Consider the following 17,291-nt stretch of genomic DNA (forward strand, 5'->3'; position numbering starts at 1 on the left):
GCAGCTCAGCCCGGATGAACAACGTATTGAGAGATCACAGCTAGCCTGTAGATACTCCGTTCCCGGTCAAGCCTTGTTGAGGTCGGGCTTCAGCCCGACAGGCGGTGCCTGACCTGGCGGCAGCTGTCGCCCTGAAGGGCGACCTACCCCGGCGGTGCATCGCTCTACTCGAACAGTTCCCGGAACCAGCGCAACGGGCCGCGCACGGCGGACGGGACATCATCCGCGCAGGGGGAAATCCCGGCCGGCGCGGAACCCGCCATGAAGGGCATCCACAGGGCACCCTCACAACCCTCCACCGCCCGCAGCCCGTTGGCCGGATCGATGAGCAGCCACTCCATCCCCTCGGGCCGGATCGGGTCCAGCCCGCGCCGGGAAATCCCCCGCATCAGGTCTGCCCACACGGGCAACGCACCGCTGGCCCCGGAGAGCCCCATGGGGATGTTGTCATCCCGCCCCACCCAGACCACGGACAGGACGTCGCCCGCATAGCCCGCAAACCACGCATCGCGGTTGTCGTCGGTGGTGCCGGTCTTGCCGGCCACCGGCAGGTCCGCCGGGAGCAGGCCGTTCAGCGCCGCACCGGTGCCGCGTCGCGTGACCTCGTGCAGGGCTGCAGTCACCAGGTACACGGCCGCGGGATCCGCCGCCTGGCGCAGATCCATGGGATAGCGATTCAGCAATCGCCCCTCGGCGTCCATCACCTCACGGATTGCCCGCGGCGGCGTTTCGAAACCGCCTGCAGCCAGGGACTGGTACATATGGGTCATTTCGAAGGGGGAGAACTCCACCGCGCCAAGCAACAGCGAGGGGTATGGCTGCAGCGAGCGCTTCACACCCAGGCGCTGCAGTTGCTCGATGACCGGCGCGAGTCCCAGGGACAGGCCCAGGCGGGCGGTGGCCACGTTGTAGGAATGTACCAACGCCTCCAGCGCGGGCACCAGCCCGTGGTGCTCGCGATCGTAATTGCGCGGTGTCCATTCGTCCCCGTTGTCCAGGCGCACGGTGAGTGGGCCGTCATCCAGGAGCGTCGCCAGGGTGTATTCCGACGGCCGGGACAGGGCCGCGAGGTACACGGCGGGCTTGAGGAGGGAACCCACCGGACGGCGCGCATTGATGGCGCGGTTGAAACCCGCATGGCGGGGATTGCGGTCCCCCACCACGGCCAGCACCTCGCCGCTGTCCACCGCACTCACCACCACGCCGGCCTGCAGCGTTCCCACCTCCAGGCCGCGCGTGCCCTCGATCCGGTTCAGGCGATCGGCCACCGCCCCTTCGCTGGCCAGCTGGATGCCCGGGTCCAGGGTGCTGAAGATGAGCAGGCCCTCGCTTTGCAGGTCCTGCTCCCGGTAATCCCGGCGCAGCTGGGCACGCACCAGATCCAGGAACGCCGGAAACGGCGTCACCCCCGAGGGTGGACGCACACTGACGCCCAGGGGACGTGTCCTGGCCCGGGCGGCCGCCTGTGGATTCAGGGCGCCCTGTCCTTCCAGGATCTCCAGGACCAGGTTACGGCGTGCCGTGGCCCGTTCAGCTCGCCGCCGGGGATCGTAGTAGGACGGACCGCGCACCATGGCCACCAGGAGGGCCAGCTGCTCCGGGTGCAGTTCGTCCAGGCGTCGCTGGAAATAGAACTGGCTGGCCAGCCCGAAACCGTGGATCGCCCGGTCCCCGTCCTGGCCCAGGTAGACCTCGTTGAGATAGGCCTCCAGGATCTCCGACTTTTCGTAGCGCCACTCCAGCAGCACCGCCATGATGGCCTCGTTGACCTTGCGCCTGAGCGTGCGGTCGTGGGTCAGGAAATAGTTCTTCACCAGCTGCTGCGTGATGGTGCTGCCCCCCTGCACGGTGCGTCCTGCGCGCAGGTTGGCCAGGGCCGCGCGGGCGATGGCGGAGAAATCCAGGCCGCGGTGCTCGTAGAACTTGCGGTCCTCCACCGCGATCAGGGCCTCCACCAGCAGTTCCGGTACCTCGTCGAGACGCACCAGCACACGGTCCTCACCGTGGCGCGGATAGATGTTGGCGATGAGCGCGGGCTCCAGGCGTGCCAGCGAAGCGGATTGGCCGGTCTCCAGCTCGGTAATGGCCCGGACGCGCCCGTCGCGCAGTTCCACGCTCAGCCGCCTGGGCGGTTCCGCTCCGTCCGCGAACGGGAAGCCCCGAGTGCTGATGAGAAAGCGGCCGCCTTGTTCCCGGAACTCGCCGCCGCGGATCGCGTCGCCGCGCCGATAGTGGATCAGTTCCAGTTCGCGGGTGAGTTGCGCGGGCTCCAGGGCGCGTCCGGGATAGAGTTCCAGCGGGCGGGCGAACACGCGAGCCGGGACGGCCCAGCGCTTGCCCTCGAACTGGCTGCGGATCTCGTAATCCAGGTAGACGGTGTAACCGCCAAGACCCAGGATACCCAGCAGCAGTCCAAGGAGCGCCCCGCGCCAGATACGCCGCGGCTGCCTTACCTTGCGGCGTCGGCGGGCTGCGGACTTGCGGCGTACGGGAGTCTTGCGGGCGGGTTTGCGGCGTGCCATGGCGCGGGCATTCTACATGGTTTGCAGGCCAATGATCCGTGCGCCCGGTCCCGGGACGTTCCGGTGAGCCCTGCTGTACCATGTTAGCGTCAATTCAAAGTCAAAAGCCGGAACGCAAAGGGCGCGAAGGGGTACGCAAAGGACGCAAGGGAAGTCATAGTTGAAAAAACCTTAGCGCCCTTCGCGCAACCCTTCGCGTTCCTTCGCGGTTGGCTTTTTGGCTTTTCAGCTTCATTCACCGATTCCACGGATTCCCGTTCCATCCAAACAGGCATTGTCCGCAGAAACATGACTGATCAGGAAGACCAACAGCGCCGGCTCATCGAGGCCCTGAAACAGCCGGAGGCCTATCCCCATCCGGCGGATTCGGTGGAGTGCATCGAGACGCACATCTCGTGGGTGTTCCTGGCGGGCGCGTACGCCTACAAGCTGAAGAAACCGCTGAACCTGGGGTTTCTCGATTTTTCCACCCTGGAGCGGCGGCGGTTCTTCTGCGAGGAGGAACTGCGCATCAATCGCCGGCTGGCCCCGGACCTGTACCAGGCCGTGGTCGGTTTCAGCGGTGAGCCGGAGGCACCGGACTTCGACGGGGCCGGCGAGCCATTCGAGTACGCGGTGCGCATGGCGCGTTTCGATCACACCCGTGAGATGGACAAACTGCTGGAACGCGGTGAACTGCCCCTGGCCTGGATGGACGAACTGGCCGAGTGCGTGGCGGATTTCCACGACCGCATTCCCCGTGCGCAACCGGACAGCAAGCTCGGGGCACCGGCGGCGGTCTGCGCCCCCATGAAGGACAACTTCGAGCAGCTGCGGCCGCGAATCCTGGTGCCGGAGAGACTCGAACAACTCCACCGACTCGGCCAGTGGACGCATGATGCCTGCAATCGACTGGAGACCACACTGGACGAACGCCACCGGCAGGGGTTCGTGCGCGAATGTCACGGCGACATGCACCTGGGCAACATGGCGCACGTGGACGGCAGGGTGCTGGTGTTCGACGGCATCGAGTTCAGTGAGGCCCTGCGCTGGATCGACATCATCAGCGAAGTGGCCTTCGTCACCATGGACCTGCTGGACCGGGACGCCACCCCCCATGCGCATCGCTTTCTCAATGCCTGGCTGGAACGCACCGGGGATTACGACGGCCTCAGGCTTCTGCGTTTCTACCAGGTCTATCGCGCCATGGTGCGAGCCAAGGTCTCCGGTATCCGCATGACCCAAGAGGGTCTGAGCGATGGCGAGCGCCGCCGCTCCGAGGAGAATTGCCACGACTACCTGGATCTCGCCGAGTCGCTCACGCGCCCCGGTTCGCCCGCCCTGTTCATCAACCACGGTCTGTCGGGTTCCGGCAAGACCACGCGCAGCCAGACCCTGGTCGAGGAACTGGGGCTGATCCGTGTCCGCTCCGACGTGGAGCGCAAGCGGCTCGCGGGGCTGGAAAGCGGGGATCGGGACCGAAGCGGAGTGGGCGCCGGCATCTACTCACGGGACATGGGCGAAAAAACCTACACGCATTTGCTCGACCTGGCCGGCAGACTCCTGGAGGCGGGCTTCGCGGTGGTGGTGGATGCCACTTTTCTGGAGCGCGGTCGGCGCGACCGCTTTGCCGGGCTTGCAGCGCGGCTCGGTGTGCCCTTCTGCATCCTGGATTACCGCGCCCCGGTGGAGGTGCTGCGAAAGCGCATCCGCGAGCGGGAATCCGAAGACAGAGATGCGTCCGACGCCGGCCTCGCCGTGCTGGAGCACCAGTTGCAGACCGCGGAGCCACCGGGTGCGGACGAGCCCGTGGTGGCCATCGATACGGAAAAGGACAGACTTCCGCTGGAGGACATCAAACGACGCATGGCGTCGCCGGATGCTATCATGGACCCTATTCCTTAACCGGCGCGTCCCGCGATCCCTCGCCTGACGTCGACGCCCAGCCCATACGGACACACCGCTATGACCGACCACGACCCCACCGAAGCCGAACTCACCAAGGAACAGCGCATCCTGCGCATCATGCAGACGGTGCTGACCGACGTCGCCCGGGATACGAACACGCCCCCGGGGATGAAGCACCCGCTCACGGACAAGACCATCCACAACATTCGCGACTGCCTGTCGCTGATCGTCGAGCGCCAGCAGGAACTGGCGGAGGCGCTGGGCCAGGAAATGAACATGCGGCCGCGTTACGTGGATGAGCCGAAGAAGGGCGATACCGTTGTGCACATCAACGTCGATACGCTGCGCAAAAATCCCAAATCCTGAGTTGAATGGTCCCGGCATCGCCCCACGGTGGACGTGTGGCGCGCGGCACAACATGGAGTGATCTCATGGCAGATAGGCGCCTGATTCCCGCAATGACACTCGTTCTGGCGCTTCTCCTTGCGCCCATCGCGCAGGCGGACATCGCGCTTCGCTACACCGACGAGGGCGGCGCGACGGGCAGCACGGTGATGATCAAGGGCAACATGGTGCGCATGGAGGAGCGGGAGGAGGACGGGTCCATGGTCTACAGCCTGTTCGACCGGGACGCCCGCACGTTGACCATGGTCATCGACGAAGAACGCAGTTACGCCCAGCTCACCGAGGACGGGCTGCGTTCGCAGGCGGGCGAGGTGCAGAGAATGCAGCAGGAGTTCCTGCAGCAGATGCGCCAGCAGATGGAACACATGCCGCCCGATCAGCGCCGCATGATGGAGCAGCAGATGCGGCAGATGGGCATTGACCCGGCGATGCTGTCCGGCGAGGACGTTCCGGTACCCGACATCGCCACCCTGGAGACCCGTCCCACGGGTGAGACGGACACCATTGGCGGCGTGCGCTGCGAGCGCCTGGACGTGTACCTGGAGGGAACGCGCACCAACGAACTGTGTGTGGCAAGGCCGGGCGACGTGGGCATGTCGGGCGGGGACTTTGCGACCATGCAGGTCCTGTTCGAATTCATGCACAGCCTCGCGGAGATCGCCATGTCCATGGGCGGTCCGTTTGCCGCCGACATGGGCACCGAGATGCTTCCCAAGGTGGACGGCGTGCCCGTCATGGTGCGCAACCTGGAGGACGGTACGGAGATCCAGCTGGAGTCCGTCTCGGGCGACACGCTGTCCGCTGACCTGTTCCGCATCCCGTCGGGCTATGAGCGCGTGGATCCGTTCTGATGCCCGTCAGGGCCGGACCCGCTCCGGCCTGGGCAACAGCCTCCGTCTGCTCGCCGCGACGGCGGCACTGGCCCTGCTGAATGCGTGTGCGACGCCCTCGGGACCTCCTGCCGCCTCGGCGCTGCAGGATCGCGCGGTAACGGCATCCGATGCCTCCCGTAACCAGGTGGTGGCCGTCGCGCTGGCACAGGTGGGCACGCCTTACCGCTTCGGGGGCGACACGCCCCGGGGGTTCGATTGCAGCGGGCTGGCGCGTTACGCGCACGGCGCGGCGGAGATCCGCATACCGCGCCAGACCCACGTCCAGTCCGAGCACGCGCGCCGCGTGGACATCAGCCGGCTGAAGCCCGGCGACCTCCTGTTCTTTCGTATCGACGACGACAAGCCTTCGCACGTGAGCATCTACGTGGGCGAGAACCGCTTCGTTCATGCGCCCTCCTCGGGCGGTCATGTGCACGTGGAACGGCTGGATCACCCTTACTGGGCCCCGCGACTGCTCCATGCCGGGCATTTCTTCGCGGAATAGCGATCTGTTCAGTCCCCGTTCATGGCCGTCGGGATAGGTTATTCTTGGCGGTCGACATTCCAACCCACAGTCCCCGTTCCGCGAGCACGGAGTTCATGGAACGCCTGGTGAAACCCGGAAACACATGGAGACCACAATGAAGCGCCTTATCGTCACCGTCCTCGTCCTGCTCGTCACGACCGCGTTCGTCCAGGCAACAGTGGCCAAAGAACCGGACCTGGAGACGGAGCACATGCGCGTGTACTCCATCGAAGGCGAGTTCGAGACCTACCGCGAGGCGCTGGAGATGGCCATCACCAACCGTGGCATCGTGGTCAACAACGTGGCCCACATCGCCGCGATGCTCCAGCGCACGGCCGCCGATGTGGGCGGTGAGTCCATTTACAAGGAAGGTCAGGCCTACGAGTTCTGCAGCGCCATCATCTCCCGCCGCACCATGGAAGCTGACGTGCACAACATCGTCTTCTGCCCGTACATCGTGGTGGTATACGTCACCGAGGCCGAACCAGATCGCGTGTACGTCTCCTACCGCCGCCCGCCCCTGGTGGGCGATGAGGCCTCGCAGAAATCCCTCCAGGCCGTCGAAGACCTCCTGGAAGAAATCACCCAGGAAACCCTGGACGCGTTCTAGTAATCGGGAGAAGTGGCGGGCTTCGAAAAGCGAACCGCGAAGGAACGCGAAGGCATGCGCGAAGGACGCAAAGTATTCTGGGGATGAGGCCATATGCAAACTCCCCATTGGACCCGGACATCGGGGCCATGGAAAGTCCGCCTTGATGACTCTCGCGAAGCCGCAAAGCACGCCAAGGAAATCATGGGTCTTAGAAACCCCTGGTCATGAAAGCATCAAGCTTTTCTTAGCGTACTTTGCGGCTTCGCGAGAGAACAATGTCTTTCTTCGCGTCCTTCGTGCATCCCTTCGCGTTCCTTCGCGGTTCGCTTTGTAAGGTTAGTTTTGGGACTCGTGGAGATAGAGGATCTGCGAGGCATGCACGAACGGTGACTCCAGAAGGTTGCGGGTGACGCGTCGTTCGGCGCGCTCGGCACGTTCGGCCAGTTCACGGTTTTCCGTGTGGCGGAGGATGCGCGCGGTGATTTCATGCATGGTCGCGCTGGTCGAGGGCAGCGGGGTGTCCTCCAGGTGCACCAGGCGGGGCGATCCGGGCAGCACCGGCACGCGGGTCGGGCGCCATCCATCCTCGTTGTGGAAGTATGTCCAGGCCGCGAGTGCCACTTCCGCGGCCTGTTCCCACACGTCGCGGTCATTCGTGTAGCTTGCCCAGTCGGCCAGACCCCGCGCCACGAAGGTATAGTCCTCCAGTTCGCCCTCGCCCACCGGCACGCCCTCGGCATCCAGGGCCCGCGGCAATTCACCGTCACGCCACATGGCCGCCATAACCCGTTCATGCAGGGCTGCGCCGGCGCGTGCCGCCGTTTCATCGTGGGGTGCCGCCCTGGCCAGAGCGGACAGGGTCAGACCGTTCCAGGCCACCACGACCTTGTCGTCCACCGGGAGCACGCGGGATGCCCGGGCTTCCAGCAAACGCGTGCGCGCCTCCTCCAGCAGCGCCTTCACCTGTGCTGTTTCGAGCCCCAGCATGTTCGCCACATCGCCAGGCTGACGTGCCTGAACGGGAAGGTAGCCATGCTCCAGGATGGGCGTGGTGTCGAAACCCCAGGCGGGCTCCACCACAGCCCAGGCCTCCTCGCCCACCCGTTCGCGGACTTCGTCTTTGTCCCACAGGTAATAGCCGCCCTCGACATCCTGGTCGTCCACGGCCGACAAACTGGACACGAAATCGCCCCGCCCTGTCGCCATGCGCTCAAGCATGAACTCAACCGTCTCGAGGCCAACGGCACGGTAGTCGTCCCGGTCGAGAGCCTCGGCCGCAAGGAGATAGAGTTCGGCCAGCAGGGCATTGTCATAGAGCATCTTCTCGAAGTGCGGCACCTGCCATTCCGGATCTTCCGTGTAGCGGTAGAAGCCGCCCCCGAGGTGATCCCGCAGGCCCCGGTGCATCATTTCGTCCAGCGTTACGGTGAGAAACTCCCGTACCCAGGGTTCATCACGGAGCCGCATCGATTCCACCAGCACGCGCAGTTGTGCCGCCTGGGGGAACTTGCTCTGGTTGCCGAAGCCGCCGCTCATCTTGTCCGCCATGCCCCGCTTGGCGTTGAGCATCCGGTCCAGCATCTCGTCCAGGCCCGCGTCCGGCACCGGCGCCTGACGCGTACGCTCCAGTTCGGCCAGTTCGCGGGCCGCCTCCCGGGTCACCACGCGCAGCTGGTCGCCTTCCTCCTGCCAGTGCCCATGAACCCGTTCCAGAAATCCGTCGAAGTCATCCGGTGTCATGTACACGGTGGCCACCAGCGGGTAGCCATCCGGCGTCAGGATGACGTTCAGGGGCCAGCCCCCGAAGCCGCGCGTCACGTGGATGAAGTTCATGAGGCGCCCGTCCAGCGCGGCATCCAGTTCGCGGTCCACCTTCACGGGCACGAAGTGCGTATTGATGCGGGCGGCGATCTCCTCGTTCTTGAAGCTCTCGCGTTGCATCACGTGACACCAGTGACAGGAGAAGTAACCCACAGACACCAGCAGCAGCCGGTTCGATTCACGTGCCAGCTCCAGCGTGGCGTCCTCCCATGCCTGCCAGAGCACCGGATCATCGTCGTGCAGCCTCAGGTAGGGCGAGGGGCTGTCACCCATGTTGTTGACCATGCCCAGGTCGTCAGCGACCAGCTTGGAGGGCGCCGCGAGGGCAAGCAGGAGAAAGGGCAGGAGAAGCCGAGACGTGGGAAGGCGCATGTTGATTCCTGTCATGTCTTTCTTTCTTGGGCTCTCGTGCAGGGACGCGATGGACCGCCGATTTCTTCCGTTCAGGCCCTTCCCGACGCCGAAAGGCGCCTGCGCAGCAGGCGCAGTATCCCGCCGAGCACGGGGATACGCTCGTACACCTGGGCCGCCGCATCCCAGTAATCCACGTGCTCCACCACGCGGCCCCGTGCGTCGAATTGGACACGACTGACCCCCTCGATGTTCAGGGCCATGCGACGGCCCGCGGCGGCGCCGTCCGTGAATCGCCAGCGTATCAGCGCGATGTTTCCGGTACGAGCCCGTTCCAGCACACGGAAGCGGGGTTCCGGACACACGCGGTACATGTGTTCGAACACCCCCCGGATATCGGGCACGCCACGCACATCGTTGAAGGGATCCCGAAACCGGGCATCCGGGGTGAAGTACGCGTCCAGTTCCCCGAGGCCCTCCGGGGTCAACGCCTCGAAGAAGCGAGCATAGTCCGCCAACCGACGGTCCAGGTCCGTGTCCGTCATGACGATGCCACCATGCGTCGCGTCAGGCGAAGGTAGAGGCCGTTCGGCAGGCAGCGCAGGAGCGACATGATCACGGCGAATCGCCAGGGAAACCGGATCTCGAAGCGGCGGTGCCTCAGGCCGCGCACGACGGCGTCTGCCGCCTGTTCGCTGGTCATCAGAAACGGCATGGAGAACCGGTTCCTGTCGGTGAGGGCCGTCCTCACGAACCCCGGGTTGATGAGACGCAGGGCCACCCCGTCCGCCGCCAGCTCCGGCTGCAGCGATTCCGCAAGGCTGATGAGCGCCGCCTTGGTCGCGCCGTAGGGCGCCGCACCGGGCAGACCGCGGTAGCCCGCGAGACTGGCGGTCACGAGAATCTGGCCCCTGCCCCGGGCCCGCATCGCGGGCATGATGGCCGCCAGGGCATGAACGACGCCCAGGTAGTTGACCTCCATGAGCTGTCGAAACAACGCCACGTCGAACTGGTCCAGCCGCATGGGCTGATAGTCGCCCGCATTCAGGATGCAGAGATCCACAGGACCCAGTGAGGTCTCCAGCGCCCGGACCAGCTCCCGGAGGCCTTGCGCATCGGTCACGTCGCCCGGCCAGGCGAAGAGCCGTTCGGGATGATCCGCACAAAGGGCCTCCAGTCGCTCCGCCCGCCGGGCGGTCACCGCCACCCGCCAGCCCGACCCGGCCAGCCGGCGCGCGGTCGCTGCGCCGATGCCGCTGCTCGCGCCCACGATCCAGGCCAGGGGTGTGTGCATAGGTGTTCCTCATGGGAGACAGCGCCGGGCGCCGCCAGGATGCTTGGACTGGATAGTTTATACAAATGTTGTACAATTCCGCTATGGCCGTCCCCATCGAACCCATCGACGACCTCCCGACGGAAGAGGGGTTGTTCCCCATCCGGACTGTCTGCAGCCTCACGGGCGTGCATCCGGTGACCCTGCGCGCCTGGGAGCGCCGCTACGGGTTGATTCGCCCGAAACGCACCCCCAAGGGCCACCGGCTCTACAGCGGCGAGGACATTGAGCTCATCCGGCACATCCTGCGCCTGCTGGACCAAGGCGTCTCCATCGGACAGGTCGGGCAGCTTCTGGATGCGCGCAAGGCCCCGGCCCCGCCCGAACCCGAAGCGAGCGGGCCGGGAGACCCGGCCTGGAACGCGTATCGCATGCGCCTTCGGGAAGCCGTGGGGATACTTGATGAGTCGGCCGTGTCTCAGGTTTGGGAGGACGCCCTGTCGCTGTTTTCCCTGGATACGATGATCCTGCAGCTGGCACTGCCGGTGCGGGACAGTCTGCGCGAGCGTCCGGCCAGCGACCAGGCGGCGGCAGCCGAACTGTCCTTTCTCAGCCGCTGGCTCCGGCAGACGCTGAACACCAGGCTCAGGCAGATGAGTCCGTCCATCGTCGGCCCCACCGTCGTCGTCGTGCCCCTGGACGAATCGCCGGATGACTTGTGCCTGTTGCGGTTTGCCCTCGCCTGCCGGCGCGAGGGCATCGGTGCGCGGTTGCTCGGTCCCGGCGTGCCGCTGGGTGGCTTGGGCACACTTGCGGGCAAGGCAAACGCCCGCGCCGTGATCCTCTACAGCGAGCGCACACCCGGCCACGCAACCCGCCTTTCTCGATTCTGCCAGTCATGGGACAGGGCCCACGGTGTGCTTTGCACCCTCGGCGGTGGCCTCGAGTCCCTGCCTCCAGGTCTGGGCGTTAAGGACATCGTGAGTCTGGGCACGGATCCCGACAAGGCCGCCGTCGCGCTCCATGAACACCTCGCACGATGAAAACTCTCCTCTGGTTCAGGCGCGACCTGCGCCTGACCGACAACCCGGCGCTGATTCGAGGTATCAGCGACGGCGACGTGATTCCCGTCTACATCCATGCACCGCAAGAGGAAGGCGACTGGGCACCGGGGGCGGCAAGCCGCTGGTGGCTGCATCACAGCCTGACGGCATTGAGGGCGGATCTGCGCAGCCGGGGTAGCGACCTGATCATTCGCCAGGGCGCGAGCCTCGCAATGCTGCAGTCCCTGATCCGCGAGACGGGTGCCGGACAGGTGCTCTGGAACCGGCTCTACGACCCGGCCCTGATCCGGCGGGACCAGGGCATCAAGGAGACCCTGCGAGCCGCCAGCGTCAGGGCCGAGAGTTTCAATGCCGCCCTGCTCTTCGAGCCGCGGACCGTGGCCAAACAGGACGGCGATCCCTACAAGGTCTTCACACCGTTCTGGAAGGCATGCCTCGCGCTGGGAGTCCCCGCTGACGTCAGATCGGCGCCGAAGCGGGTTCCGTCCCCGGCGGACCTCCCGGAGGGCGCCGATATCGACTCGATTGGACTGCTCCCTGATCTCGACTGGGATGCCGGATTTCCAGAACTCTGGACCCCCGGCGAGACCGGCGCCCTGGCGCGGCTTGCGGACTTCATGGACGAGGCGGTGGGGGATTACGACCACCTGCGCAACCGTCCCGACTGCGACGGCAGTTCCCGCCTTTCCCCTCACCTGCACTTCGGTGAGATCGGTCCGCGTCAGGTGGCGGCCGCCTGCCAGGTGGCCGGGGACCGACGTGACAGTAAGGGCGTCGACAGTTTTCTGCGGGAGATCGGCTGGCGGGAGTTCGCGCACCATCTTCTGTATCACTTCCCCGAAACAACGGACGAGCCCCTGGATCCGCGTTTCAGGGAGGTGCCGTGGACCGCGGTAGACAATAAGACACTCGCTGCGTGGCGGCGGGGCCGAACCGGGATCCCCCTGGTGGATGCAGCCATGCGCGCCCTCTGGGCCACAGGCTGGATGCACAACCGGGCACGCATGGTCGTCGCCTCACTGCTCACAAAGAACATTGGCGCGCACTGGTTGACGGGCGCTCAGTGGTTCTGGGACACCCTTGTGGACGCGGATCTAGCCAACAATACCCTCGGCTGGCAATGGACCGCCGGCTGCGGCGCCGACGCAGCACCCTACTTCCGGGTGTTCAACCCCGTGCTTCAGGGCGAGCGCTTCGATCCCAAGGGCGATTACGTGCGCAGGTGGGTACCGGAACTGGCCAGGCTCCCGGCCCGCTACATTCACAAACCCTGGGAGGCGCCGCAGGACGTACTGGAGGCGTCAGGCGTGCGCCTGGGGGACAGTTACCCGAGACCCCTGGTGGACCTTGCCGAAAGCCGCCGCCACGCGCTGGAACGGTGGGAAATGATCAAGTCGGCGGGATGAAATCTTGATTGCCACAGAGGCCACAGAGGTCACAGAGAAAAAACGACTGGATCGTTGGGGTGAGGAACGAACCCCAACGGACCATTACACGATGAGGGTCCTGTGCAATCAGGTCGGACTGCTTCACCACCGGTTTGCACGGGTAATGCTTTTCAAACTCTGTGACCTCTGTGCCCTCTGTGGCAAAAACAATCACGCACTTGCACTGAGCGTCTCGCCGTCGCCCGGGACGGGCACGCGAGCGGCGGCGGCCCGGATCACTTCGATGCCTGCACCGGTCCGGTGGGCGTTTTCGCTGAGATGGCGCCGCCAGGCGCGGGCGCCGGGACAGCCCTGGAACAGGCCGAGAATGTGGCGCGTCATGGCCTGCAACGGGACGCCTTCGTCCAGGCGCTCGGAGACATAGGGCAGCAGGTCCGCCACCACCTGGTGGCGCGTCGGCACCGGATGGTCGTCACCGAAGACGCGCCGGTCCACCTGCACCAGCATGTAGGGGTTGTGATAGGCCTCGCGCCCGAACATGACGCCGTCCAGGCGCCCGAGGTGTTCCGCTGCCGAGTCCAGATCCTGCAGGCCACCGTTGAGGATGATCTCCAGATCCGGGAAATCCGCCTTGAGCCGATGCACCACGTCGTAGCGCAGCGGTGGGATCTCGCGATTCTCCCTGGGGCTCAGGCCCTGAAGCCAGGCCTTGCGCGCATGGACGATGAACGTCCGGCAACCGGCGGCGCGGACCGTATCCACGAAGGACACCAGGTCCTCGTAGGCGTCGCGATCATCGATGCCGATGCGTGTCTTGACGGTGACGGGCACGGCGCAGGCCGCGTTCATCGCCGCCACGCAGTCCGCCACCAGTTGCGGCTCGGCCATGAGACAGGCACCGAAACGGCCGGACTGAACCCGGTCAGAGGGGCAGCCGACGTTCAGGTTCACCTGGTCATAACCCTGTGCCTCGGCGAGACGGGCACAGGCCGCAAGTTCCCCGGGCTCGCTGCCGCCCAATTGCAGGGCAACGGGATGCTCGTGCGGGTGATAAGCGAGCAGGCGCGAGGCATCGCCGTGCAACAGCGCACCCGTGGTCACCATCTCGGTGTACAGTAGCGTGTGACGGGTGATCAGGCGCAGAAAGTACCGGCAGTGCCGGTCCGTCCAGTCCATCATCGGCGCGACCGAAACCCTGTTGGGGGATGGCAATTTCCTGGGCATAAATACCAATAATAATAATATGATAAGCGACTTATTTAATGTACATTATTACTTAAGTGCGTGGCGCACACCTTCGTGACGCCCCCAAGGGTATCAGAACGGCCCTGCCGGCCGGGCCCGTGACTGTCCGGCACGCAGCGTGATGGTGCAATGACTCGGGCTGACTCACACACGGCCACAGTGCTTGCCCTGGGCAGCACCCAGACCCTGGCCTGGGGCACCACCTACTACCTGCCCGCGATCCTGGCCCTGCCCATGGCCCGTGAGTTCGACATCCCGGCCAGCTGGGTGTTCGGCGCGTTTTCCGCGGCATTGGTTCTTGCGGCCTTGTTCGGACCGCTTGCGGGACGCCGTATCGACCGCTACGGCGGCCGCCATGTGCTGGCCGGATCCAACGTGATATTCGCTTTTGGCCTGCTGGTCCTGGGCCTTGCCCAGGACCCTGCTTGGATGGTCACCGGCTGGCTCGTCATCGGGCTGGGCATGTCCATGGGGCTCTACGAGGGCGCCTTTTCCACTTTGGCCGCCATCTATGGACAGAAGGCACGCGGGGCCATCGTCGGCGTCACCCTCATGGCTGGCTTCGCGAGCACCGTCTTCTGGCCGATTACCGCCTGGATCGAGGCCGGGGCCGGGTGGCGGACGGCATGCCTCGTCTGGGCCGCCGCACACCTGTTCGTGGGGCTGCCGATCAACCGGTTTCTCCTGCCCCGCAAGGTCCAGCCCCCTGCGCCCCCGCGCGAACTGCATACCACGGGTTCCGTGGTGCTCGACCGCTCCCTGCTCCTGATCGCCTTCGTGTTCGCCATCGCCTGGTTCATCGGCACCGCCATGGCCGCCCACCTGCCGCGGCTGCTTCAGGATGCGGGCCTGACGCCCGCCGCAGCCGTGGGCGTCGCCGCGCTGATAGGGCCCGCCCAGGTCGCGGCCCGGCTGTTCGACTACCTGGTGCTGCGCCGTTTTCACCCTCTGCTTGCCAGCAAGCTGGCCAGTCTTGCGCATCCCTTGGGCGCCGCGGCCATCATGGTGCTCGGTGCGCCGGCCTCCGTGTTTTTCACCCTGCTCCACGGCGCCGGTCACGGCATCCTCTCCATCGCCAAGGGGACCGTGCCGCTGGCCATCTTCGGCCCCCGGGACTACGGCCATCGCATGGGGCTCCTGAGCGCGCCGGCGCGATTCGCCCAGGCCGGGGCGCCGTTCGTGTTCGCGCTGCTCATCGAGCGTTTCAACATGGGCGTGCTGGTGATCTCGTCCGCGCTCGGCCTGTGCGCGTTTGCGGCCCTGTGGATACTGGGCAGAACCGCGCAAACTCCGTCAAATTGACGGCTGCGATGTCAGACACCGGGGCGGTGCGGTCACGCACTGCCTGCACCGGCGATCTGCTAGGCTGTAGACACCCGAAGCCATACCACCCAGGAGGCAAGCACATGGCAGGAGATTCAGCGCCGTCCCCCAACTTCATGCAAAGCGTGGCCCTGATGGTGGACAAGGCGCTGGACGGCCTGGACCTACCTCCCGGTGTAGATCGGGCCCTGAAATCCTGCAACGCGATCCTGCAGGTCTCCTTCCCGCTGAAGATCCGGGGTGAGGTGCGCGTATTCACCGGCTGGCGCGCAGTGCACAGCACGCACCGCCTGCCCGCCAAGGGCGGTCTGCGCTACTCCCCCACCCTGGACCAGGAGACCACCGAGGCGCTGGCCGCGCTCATGACCTACAAGTGCGCGCTGGTGGACGTGCCCTTTGGGGGTTCCAAGGGGGGGCTGTGCATCGATCCCGGCCAGTATGACCGGGACGAGATGGAGCGCATCACCCGCCGATTCGCCCAGGAGATGGCCCGCAAGGGCTTCCTCAGCCCCGCCACCAACGTCCCTGCCCCCGACGTGGGCACCGGCCAGCGGGAAATGGCCTGGATCATGGATGCCTACAAGAACCTCTACCCCGAGGATCTGAATTACGCCGCCTGTGTCACCGGCAAGCCATTGCACTTCGGGGGCATCCGCGGCCGGCTGGAGGCCACCGGGCGCGGCATCCAGTTTGCGCTGCGCGAGTTTTTCCGGCATCCGTCCGCCATCCGTGACGCCGGGCTGACGGGTTCCCTGGAAGGCAAGCGCGTGGTCATCCAGGGCCTTGGCAACGTGGGTTATCACCTGGGCAAGTTCCTCCAGGAGGAGGACGGCGCCCTGATCACGGGGATCATCGAGCAGGACGGTGCCCTCGTCAGCGAGGCGGGTCTGCCGGTGGAGGATGTCCGACAGTTCATGACCAAGACCGGCGGCGTGAAAGGATTCCCCGGCGTGGAGTTCGTGGAGCCCGGTTCCATCGTGCTTGAACACGACTGCGACATCCTCGTGCCTGCCGCGCTCGAAGGGGTCATCCACGGCAACAATGCGCCGCGTATCAAGGCGCGGGTCATCGCCGAGGGCGCCAACGGCCCCATCACCTTTGACGCGGATCAGATCCTGCGCGAGAAAGGCGTCTCTGTCCTGCCCGATGTCTACATGAATGCCGGGGGCGTGGTGGTGTCCTATTTCGAGTGGATCCGCAACCTGTCCCACATCCGCCTCGGCCGGCTGCAGCGCCGCTTTGACGAGATGCGCGGCCAGCACATGGTCTCCGCACTGGAGCTGATGACCGGCGAGCAGGTCCCCGACTGGATGCACACCGCCCTGGTCCGCGGCGCGCGCGAAACCGACCTGGTCCATTCCGGCCTGGACGACACCATGCGCACCGCCTTCCAGGAGATCCTCGAGGCCAGCAACGACGGCGAATACGACTACCGCACCGCCGCCTACCGCATCGCCCTGCAAAAGATCGTACGCGGCAGTCTGGAACTGGCGGGAGTTTAGGTCTTATTAACCACGAAGCGCACGAAGGACACGAAGCTTTTTCTGGAAAAAAATGGATTGGGGGCCATTGGTGACATGGGCACCTGCCTCGCATATCTGCGACATGGAGAGGCCGCCTATAGGACTCTCGCGAAGGCGCGAAGCCCGCCAAGAAGACCGCAGTCTCAGAAACCCCTTCTCATAAGAGCACCAAGCCTTTCTTGGCGGGCTTCGCGCCTTTGCGAGAGAAAATGTCTTTCTTCGTGTCCTTCGTGGTTACATGGACCTTGTGGTCTGCTGTTGACGCCAGCGCATGCGCCAGAGCTTGAGGGCAAGCAGCACGATGGGGGCGGCGTGCATGAGCAGATCGAAGATGTCCAGGGGGCGGGTGAGCGTGCCCTGGAAGAGCATGCGCAGCTTTTCCGTCAGGTGCGGCTCCGGATAGAACGGTGACAGACCCAGCAATACGGCAAGAATGATCAGCGGCGTGAGCGACGCCGTGTCGATGATGGCAAGCAGTCGTTTTTTCATGGCGCGGCAT

At 65.4% G+C, this 17,291-nt stretch carries 15 protein-coding genes; 9 read left to right on the forward strand and 6 right to left on the reverse strand.

Annotation, left to right across the window (positions count from 1 at the left end; translation table 11 throughout):
- Positions 1-164: 164 nt before the first annotated feature.
- Positions 165-2,522 carry a penicillin-binding protein 1B gene (mrcB, locus tag B1C78_RS05495; RefSeq protein WP_077278150.1) on the reverse strand — a complete coding sequence of 786 codons (2,358 nt, stop codon included), beginning with the start codon at positions 2,520-2,522 and terminating at the stop codon, positions 165-167.
- Positions 2,523-3,737: 1,215 nt separating this feature from the next.
- Between mrcB and B1C78_RS18040 the strand changes: the two genes are divergently transcribed.
- The 5 genes from B1C78_RS18040 (at position 3,738) to B1C78_RS05520 (ending at position 6,822) form a co-directional block, all read left to right on the forward strand.
- A complete protein-coding gene (locus B1C78_RS18040; RefSeq protein ID WP_425443961.1) occupies positions 3,738-4,406 on the forward strand; it encodes a P-loop nucleotide/nucleoside kinase family protein in 669 nt (222 codons plus the stop codon).
- Between the two features lie 60 nt (positions 4,407-4,466).
- Complete coding sequence (locus tag B1C78_RS05505) at positions 4,467-4,775, forward strand: segregation and condensation protein A (protein WP_077278152.1); 309 nt, start codon at positions 4,467-4,469, stop codon at positions 4,773-4,775.
- Between the two features lie 65 nt (positions 4,776-4,840).
- Positions 4,841-5,665 carry a hypothetical protein gene (locus tag B1C78_RS05510; RefSeq protein WP_077278153.1) on the forward strand — a complete coding sequence of 275 codons (825 nt, stop codon included), beginning with the start codon at positions 4,841-4,843 and terminating at the stop codon, positions 5,663-5,665.
- Positions 5,643-6,191, forward strand: coding sequence for a C40 family peptidase (locus tag B1C78_RS05515; protein WP_077278154.1), 549 nt, complete (start codon positions 5,643-5,645; stop codon positions 6,189-6,191). Before B1C78_RS05510 ends, B1C78_RS05515 begins: the two co-directional genes overlap by 23 nt.
- 136 nt (positions 6,192-6,327) lie before the next feature.
- A complete protein-coding gene (locus tag B1C78_RS05520; protein ID WP_077278196.1) occupies positions 6,328-6,822 on the forward strand; it encodes a DUF302 domain-containing protein in 495 nt (164 codons plus the stop codon).
- Between the two features lie 318 nt (positions 6,823-7,140).
- Here the strand turns inward: B1C78_RS05520 and B1C78_RS05525 are convergent, their stop codons facing one another.
- From B1C78_RS05525 to B1C78_RS05535, 3 genes are read right to left on the reverse strand one after another with little or no spacing between them, the layout of a single operon-like run.
- A complete protein-coding gene (locus B1C78_RS05525) occupies positions 7,141-9,012 on the reverse strand; it encodes a thioredoxin domain-containing protein (protein WP_245795325.1) in 1,872 nt (623 codons plus the stop codon).
- Between the two features lie 56 nt (positions 9,013-9,068).
- Positions 9,069-9,521 carry a nuclear transport factor 2 family protein gene (locus B1C78_RS05530; protein WP_077278156.1) on the reverse strand — a complete coding sequence of 151 codons (453 nt, stop codon included), beginning with the start codon at positions 9,519-9,521 and terminating at the stop codon, positions 9,069-9,071.
- The gene (locus B1C78_RS05535; protein ID WP_077278157.1) at positions 9,518-10,270 is read right to left on the reverse strand and encodes an SDR family NAD(P)-dependent oxidoreductase; all 753 of its coding nucleotides are present in this window, start codon (positions 10,268-10,270) and stop codon (positions 9,518-9,520) included. Before B1C78_RS05535 ends, B1C78_RS05530 begins: the two co-directional genes overlap by 4 nt.
- Positions 10,271-10,335: 65 nt before the next feature.
- Here B1C78_RS05535 and B1C78_RS05540 point away from each other — a divergent pair, with 65 nt between their 5' ends.
- Positions 10,336-11,292 carry a MerR family transcriptional regulator gene (locus B1C78_RS05540; RefSeq protein WP_245795326.1) on the forward strand — a complete coding sequence of 319 codons (957 nt, stop codon included), beginning with the start codon at positions 10,336-10,338 and terminating at the stop codon, positions 11,290-11,292.
- Positions 11,289-12,719 carry a cryptochrome/photolyase family protein gene (locus B1C78_RS05545; RefSeq protein WP_077278159.1) on the forward strand — a complete coding sequence of 477 codons (1,431 nt, stop codon included), beginning with the start codon at positions 11,289-11,291 and terminating at the stop codon, positions 12,717-12,719. The genes B1C78_RS05540 and B1C78_RS05545 overlap by 4 nt, the downstream gene beginning before the upstream one ends.
- A 192-nt stretch (positions 12,720-12,911) precedes the next feature.
- Here B1C78_RS05545 and dusA read toward each other — a convergent pair whose 3' ends face one another.
- Entirely contained in the window at positions 12,912-13,925 is a 1,014-nt protein-coding gene (gene dusA, locus B1C78_RS05550; protein WP_077278197.1) for a tRNA dihydrouridine(20/20a) synthase DusA, read from the reverse strand.
- 150 nt (positions 13,926-14,075) lie between these two features.
- On the opposite strand from dusA, the gene B1C78_RS05555 reads away from it, so the two are divergent.
- Positions 14,076-15,248 carry an MFS transporter gene (locus B1C78_RS05555; RefSeq protein WP_077278160.1) on the forward strand — a complete coding sequence of 391 codons (1,173 nt, stop codon included), beginning with the start codon at positions 14,076-14,078 and terminating at the stop codon, positions 15,246-15,248.
- 104 nt (positions 15,249-15,352) lie between these two features.
- The gene (locus B1C78_RS05560; RefSeq protein ID WP_077278161.1) at positions 15,353-16,771 is read left to right on the forward strand and encodes a Glu/Leu/Phe/Val family dehydrogenase; all 1,419 of its coding nucleotides are present in this window, start codon (positions 15,353-15,355) and stop codon (positions 16,769-16,771) included.
- 255 nt (positions 16,772-17,026) lie between these two features.
- On the opposite strand, the gene B1C78_RS05565 is transcribed toward B1C78_RS05560, so the two are convergent.
- Entirely contained in the window at positions 17,027-17,281 is a 255-nt protein-coding gene (locus B1C78_RS05565) for a hypothetical protein (protein ID WP_139349817.1), read from the reverse strand.
- Positions 17,282-17,291: the final 10 nt, after the last annotated feature.

It is taken from the genome of Thioalkalivibrio denitrificans, from assembly GCF_002000365.1.
GTDB classification, from domain to species: domain Bacteria; phylum Pseudomonadota; class Gammaproteobacteria; order Ectothiorhodospirales; family Ectothiorhodospiraceae; genus Thioalkalivibrio_A; species Thioalkalivibrio_A denitrificans.

Bases quoted from the DNA above. Each gene is read 5' to 3' on its own strand.
- mrcB (WP_077278150.1), bottom strand. From the start codon at position 2,522: ATGGCACGCCGCAAACCCGCCCGCAAGACTCCCGTACGCCGCAAGTCC.
- B1C78_RS18040 (WP_425443961.1), top strand. From the start codon at position 3,738: ATGACCCAAGAGGGTCTGAGCGATGGCGAGCGCCGCCGCTCCGAGGAG.
- B1C78_RS05505 (WP_077278152.1), top strand. From the start codon at position 4,467: ATGACCGACCACGACCCCACCGAAGCCGAACTCACCAAGGAACAGCGC.
- B1C78_RS05510 (WP_077278153.1), top strand. From the start codon at position 4,841: ATGGCAGATAGGCGCCTGATTCCCGCAATGACACTCGTTCTGGCGCTT.
- B1C78_RS05515 (WP_077278154.1), top strand. From the start codon at position 5,643: ATGAGCGCGTGGATCCGTTCTGATGCCCGTCAGGGCCGGACCCGCTCC.
- B1C78_RS05520 (WP_077278196.1), top strand. From the start codon at position 6,328: ATGAAGCGCCTTATCGTCACCGTCCTCGTCCTGCTCGTCACGACCGCG.
- B1C78_RS05525 (WP_245795325.1), bottom strand. From the start codon at position 9,012: ATGACAGGAATCAACATGCGCCTTCCCACGTCTCGGCTTCTCCTGCCC.
- B1C78_RS05530 (WP_077278156.1), bottom strand. From the start codon at position 9,521: ATGACGGACACGGACCTGGACCGTCGGTTGGCGGACTATGCTCGCTTC.
- B1C78_RS05535 (WP_077278157.1), bottom strand. From the start codon at position 10,270: ATGCACACACCCCTGGCCTGGATCGTGGGCGCGAGCAGCGGCATCGGC.
- B1C78_RS05540 (WP_245795326.1), top strand. From the start codon at position 10,336: ATGTTGTACAATTCCGCTATGGCCGTCCCCATCGAACCCATCGACGAC.
- B1C78_RS05545 (WP_077278159.1), top strand. From the start codon at position 11,289: ATGAAAACTCTCCTCTGGTTCAGGCGCGACCTGCGCCTGACCGACAAC.
- dusA (WP_077278197.1), bottom strand. From the start codon at position 13,925: ATGCCCAGGAAATTGCCATCCCCCAACAGGGTTTCGGTCGCGCCGATG.
- B1C78_RS05555 (WP_077278160.1), top strand. From the start codon at position 14,076: ATGACTCGGGCTGACTCACACACGGCCACAGTGCTTGCCCTGGGCAGC.
- B1C78_RS05560 (WP_077278161.1), top strand. From the start codon at position 15,353: ATGGCAGGAGATTCAGCGCCGTCCCCCAACTTCATGCAAAGCGTGGCC.
- B1C78_RS05565 (WP_139349817.1), bottom strand. From the start codon at position 17,281: ATGAAAAAACGACTGCTTGCCATCATCGACACGGCGTCGCTCACGCCG.